The 5,087-nt window shown below is 62.2% G+C and carries 3 protein-coding genes and 4 pseudogenes; 2 read left to right on the plus strand and 5 right to left on the minus strand.

The features are described 5' to 3' along the window. A pseudogene (locus ABIB95_RS47485) lies at window positions 1-188 on the minus strand (hypothetical protein); the annotation flags it as partial. On the opposite strand from ABIB95_RS47485, the pseudogene ABIB95_RS47490 reads away from it, so the two are divergent. Beyond that, a pseudogene (locus tag ABIB95_RS47490) lies at window positions 187-336 on the plus strand (PhnD/SsuA/transferrin family substrate-binding protein); the annotation flags it as partial. The pseudogenes ABIB95_RS47485 and ABIB95_RS47490 overlap by 2 nt on opposite strands. A 60-nt stretch (window positions 337-396) precedes the next feature. Further along, window positions 397-1,341 (plus strand): annotated as a pseudogene (locus ABIB95_RS47130) (Mu transposase domain-containing protein); the annotation flags it as partial. Window positions 1,342-1,611: 270 nt separating this feature from the next. On the opposite strand, the gene ABIB95_RS47135 reads toward ABIB95_RS47130, so the two are convergent. From ABIB95_RS47135 to ABIB95_RS47150, 4 genes and pseudogenes are all read right to left on the minus strand, one after another. Continuing rightward, entirely contained in the window at window positions 1,612-2,124 is a 513-nt protein-coding gene (locus tag ABIB95_RS47135) for a hypothetical protein (protein WP_247457908.1), read from the minus strand. Window positions 2,125-2,190: 66 nt separating this feature from the next. Beyond that, entirely contained in the window at window positions 2,191-3,000 is an 810-nt protein-coding gene (gene phnC, locus ABIB95_RS47140; protein WP_247457907.1) for a phosphonate ABC transporter ATP-binding protein, read from the minus strand. Between the two features lie 52 nt (window positions 3,001-3,052). Further along, window positions 3,053-3,697 (minus strand): annotated as a pseudogene (locus tag ABIB95_RS47145) (thiamine pyrophosphate-binding protein); the annotation flags it as partial. A 310-nt stretch (window positions 3,698-4,007) separates the two neighbouring features. Continuing rightward, window positions 4,008-4,598: a phasin family protein gene (locus ABIB95_RS47150; RefSeq protein ID WP_247457906.1), complete on the minus strand. Its 591-nt coding sequence runs from the start codon at window positions 4,596-4,598 to the stop codon at window positions 4,008-4,010. Between the last annotated feature and the right edge of the window lie 489 nt (window positions 4,599-5,087).

Raw genomic sequence — 5,087 nt, forward strand, 5'->3', positions numbered from 1 at the left:
GGTTTGGTCGCAAAGCCGACATCGGCAGGCACGTATGCGTCTTCCAGACGATCTGGATCGTCGGTCCATTCCTTCGGAAGATACAACGCGCGATCCGACGATTGGAAAGCCAAATATCCCGAGCTGACCTTCGCGGTCATTCCGGCGGAAAACGCCTCGGGCGTGACCGAGCGCTGGGCGCCGTTCATGAGCTATCTCTCCAAGGAATTGGGCGTGAAGGTCACGCTGCGCATCGCCAACGACTACGCCGCCGTCATCGAAGGACAGCGCGCCGGCAACATCCATATCGCCAGCTACGGCTCGGCCTCGTTCGCCCGCGCCCGCCTGACCGGCGTCAAGACCGACGCCTTCGCCAAGGACATCAACGCCGACGGCTCGACCGGCTACTACTCGGTGTCCCGCGACCGAGCGTTCGCCCTGTTCAAAGGCACCTGCACCCGTGGCATCTACGACAACATGAAGACCGCCGTAGAGACGATCTTCGTCGGTAAAGGGCGTCTCTACAATCGTCGCTTTTGCAGCCACTATCTGGTCGATCCGGTCGCCTGCACGCCGGCGTCAGGCTGGGAGAAGGAGCAGGTCGAGAACCAGGTCGGGCTGGTCAGGCAACGCTTCTTCACGCCGCGGCTGCGGTTCAAAAACCTCGACGAGTTGAACGCCTGGCTGCTCGACAAATGCATCGGCTACGCCAAGGCTCATCGCCATCCGGAGCTGGTCGATCAGACGATCTGGGACGTGTTCGAAGCCGAACGCCCCAAACTCGGTCCTTATGCCGGCCGCTTCGACGGCTTCCATGCGGTGACGGCGTCGGTCTCGAAGACCTGCCTGGTGCGCTTCGACAACAACAAGTACTCGGTCGCAGCCAGCGCAGTCGGACGCCCCGTCGAAGTTCAAGCCTATGCCGATCGCATCGTGATCCGTCAGGATGGACGTATCGTTGCCGAGCACCCGCGCCTTTAGTCGCGGCGATACTGTCTACGACCCCTGGCACTATGTGCCGGTGCTCGCCCGCAAAGCCGGCGCCTTGCGCAACGGCGCTCCGTTCAAGGACTGGGTGCTGCCGGCCGCGATCGAGCGGATCCGGCGCAGGCTTGCCAGCACCGATGACGGCAACCGGCAGATGGTCGACATCCTCAACGCGGTGCTGACTGACGGTCTGCCTGCGGTGGAAGCGGCCTGTGCCGAAGCGCTCAGTCACGGCGTCCATTCCGCCGCGATGTCGTGCTCAATATCCTGGCCCGTCAACGTGAACCCGCCCCACCGGCCAACATCATGACGCCGGCCGCACCGACGCTTCGTCATGCGCCGATCGCCGATTGTGCCCGTTACGACAACCTCCGGAACAGGCCATCGCCTCCGCAGCGTGCAAGGCTGGAAAGTTCCGACGGGTTGGCAGTACCGCTTGCGACGAGCGCAATTGTTGTGGTTACCGAAAAAGGACCTGAGATCGTATTAAAGATTGTCCTGCATTTTCCCGCTTCAGAACTTACACCTTAAGTTATCGCCGCATTTGCGCGCGCCGGTCGTCTGCTCTAATGTGCACTACCGATTGTGCGGGCGCCATTCATGTAGGCGCCGGCACTCGGAGAGAGCACTCAAATGTCAACGAGTTCACGGCTTATTGGCGTCCTCCGCACAGTCCTTCTTACACAGATTGATAAAGAACGACTGAGCATCAAATGAGATTCTGCCGTTGCTAGCGGCCGTATTGAACGCAGCGATGCAGGCGCGGCGTCCCGCACCCTCCATGCCAGGTTGCGCATTCAGGCGATAAACATAATTCTGCACATTCACTTTACAGATCATCGAGGGTTGCCCGTTCGCGAGCTTCAGAGTGTGACCCTCGGCATTCCAGGCCCCCGTCAGGTCTGATTTCCCCTCGCAGTTCGGGTTTCTGACCGTGATGTGCAGCTTGGTCGTTTCGTTGAAGGTGAGATGAATGTCGGGACTTCCCTGCGCCAACTCGCAGACCCAATGGTTACTCATGCCGAGACTCTTGCAGAGTCCGGAGTTGGCAGCGCTGCCGTAAAGCGTGAGCGCATCGCAAATCGGCGCAACGGCGGAGGCCGAAGTCGTGAACGCGAGCGCGGCGGCGCCGGCGAGGATGAGTCTGCGAGTGATCATGGTACCCTCTTCATCGGTTGGGGTCGGTTGACGCAAAAATTGGGCAACTAACAGGTATGCCGCGGCTCAGGCGGCCGCGGCCGTTCCGAGCGCCGGCACGCCCTCGGGCACCGGCACAGGCATTCCGCCCATGACGTCGGTGGCTTCGAGATCGTAGAGCTCGCGCGCGACGTGGTCGGTCAACTCGGCCGGCGCGCCGTCGAACACCACGCGACCCTGCGCCATGCCGATCAGACGGTCGCAATAGCTGCGCGCCAGATCGAGCGAATGCAGGTTGCAGAGTACGGTGATGCCGAAATGCTTGTTGATGCGCAGCAGCGCATCCATCACGATCTTGGTGTTGCGCGGGTCGAGCGAGGCGATCGGCTCGTCGGCGAGGATGATGTCGGGCTGCTGCACCAGCGCGCGGGCGATCGCGACACGCTGCTGCTGGCCGCCGGAGAGCTGGTCGGCACGCTGGGCGGCGAGCGAGGCGATATCGAACTGCTCGAGCGCCGACATCGCCAGCGCCTTGTCGTGCTCGGGCCAGGTCTGCGTCAACGAGCGCCATGCCGGCATCGTTGCGAGGCGCCCCATCAGGACATTGGTGAGGACGTCGAGCCGGCCGACCAGGTTGAACTGCTGGAAGATCATTGCCGATCGCGCCCGCCACTGCCGCAGCTCCTTGCCGCGCAGCGCCGTTACGTCGATGCCGTCGAATTGGATGCGGCCCTGCGTCGGCGTCACCAGGCGGTTGATGGTCCGCAGCAAGGTCGACTTGCCGGCGCCGGAGCGCCCGATCACACCGACGAAGCCGCCGGGGGAGATTTGAAACGAAGCGTCGTCCACCGCGGCTTTTGCGCCGAAGCGGCACGTCAGACCTTCAACGACCAGCATGCAGGGCTCCAGAGTAGCTGGAGGCCACCGCTAACGCTGGCGCTTGACAGTAGGTCGAACGCGGGCGGCTGGCCGCGGCCCCGGCCATGATCAGGGGCCGCTTCGCCGCCAGGATGATCTCGGCCGCGCGATCGAGGGCCGCGGGGTGCGCGACCGGGATTTCGATCGGATGGATCGGCACCATCGGCACCGCCTCGACCTCGGCACGGGCGATGTCCTCGGGCAACTCGAGCAGGACCGAGCCCGGCCGCTCCTCCATCGCGATGCGGAAGGCATCGCGCAACAGCGTCGGGATGCTTGGCGCGCTGACGATCTGACGCGCCAGCTTGGTCAGCGGCTTCATCGACCCGACCAGGTCGACGATCTGGAAGCGGGCCTGCCGGCTGCTCATGATCGCCTTCTGCCCGGTGATCATCACCATCGGCATCGCGCCGAGATGTGCATGGGCCGCGCCGGTCGAGAAGTTCAGCGCGCCAGGACCCAACGTCGAGAAACACACGCCTGGCCGCCCCGTCAGCCGCCCGTGCGTCGCCGCCATGAACGCCGCCGCCTGTTCATGACGGGTCAAGACCAACTGGATCTTTGAAGTGCGGAGCGACTCGACGAAGTCGAGATTTTCGTCGCCCGGCACGCCAAAGATGCGGTCAACGCCTTCATGCTCCAAGGCAGCGACCAAAAGATCAGAACCCTTCACCATCTATCTACTCCCTATTGTCGATCGCCTCGTCCGCTTGGTTATGCGGCGCTTGATTGCAGCGCTCGCAAACTCCGACGTCGAGACCTCCCCGCCGAGATTGGCGGTCCGCACGTTGTCGACCTGCAACGTCTGCTCGATCGCGGTCCGTAGCTTAATTGCGAGATCGTTAGCTCACGAGCTGGCGCAGCACGTATAGCCCTCAGCCGCGGAGCGGATCGGGCAACCTGCGCCGCTGTTATCGGCCCCGCCGCCCTCAGCACGAGATTCAGTAAGTCGCGTGCCAAGCAAGCGCTGTCGCGCCCGAACCCCGCTAGGCAGCAGGCCAGTGAGTGTTTTTGGCCATGCGCTTTGCGGTCTCGTCGACCTTCGACATGATGCCGACCACCCGGCGGTTGCTCTCCACCAGACCCTGAACAGTTTCACGCAAGAATTCACTCTGCAGGACCGCGATCTCTGGGGGAGTTCGACAGGCCCAGAACTTCTTTATGCACGTCATCGTAATTTCCATTTGATGCCGAACGAACGCGCAATACTCTCGAGACATCTCGCTTGTCGCTTGAGTAACGGCGCTTGTGCATTGTAGCGTAGCCGCAGCGTTACCCGCCGACCGTTCGGTAGCCTGTAGGAGGCCGCTCCACAAGCCGGGGAGCGCGAACTGATCGGTAGAGCGGCCCATTGCGGCTGCCGTCATCTCCGATCTGACCCGCATGGCGTCTTGGAACGCCTCCGCATTTTGCCGGAGCAGTTCGGTACCGATGCGATTCATCTCCTGACCAGCCTCAACCGCCATTTCCCAGATGTGCTTCATCTGCTCGGCCGCACTTTCGCCGGTACGTCGAACTGCTTCGTCGACGGGCTCGGCGGTGTGGCTAGACCTGTTGTCGTGATCGTGCGTTGCCATGTTTATGGCCTCCAACTATTTCGGCTTGGGCCGACTTCTGTTCATCGCCCATCTCGATCCCACCATTACTCGGGTGCGGCGCTCCGCTTCCGGCGTGAATGACGGACTTATAGCAAATGCCATGCCAGCTCGCGGATCGCAAAGATCTAACGACAATCCAACGAGTTAAGAGAACCCCAACTAACAATGGCAATCAACAGCGCAGCTGATTTCGAACATACGTCAGGAATGCGACAGCGCGCCTTTGCAGCGTTGCGGCGCGAGGGTTAAAGAGGACAAGGAGCGAACTCGCAGCAGTTGATGTAGACGGCGAAATGCTCGACCGTCGCGAGTAGCTCGCCCGGCTCTTGCCAGTCTGGCCACGACGTCGGCAAGCTCGCGTACCAGACGCCTTAGGCCTCGTGCGGAGTGGCGCGGCAATACACTGGTTCGGCAGGGAAGATCACGAACTGCCAGATCGGCGTCTTCGCTACCTACGTTTCGCGTCAT

The sequence above is a fragment of the Bradyrhizobium sp. LA2.1 genome (genome assembly GCF_040547725.1).
In the GTDB taxonomy this organism is placed as follows: domain Bacteria; phylum Pseudomonadota; class Alphaproteobacteria; order Rhizobiales; family Xanthobacteraceae; genus Bradyrhizobium; species Bradyrhizobium barranii.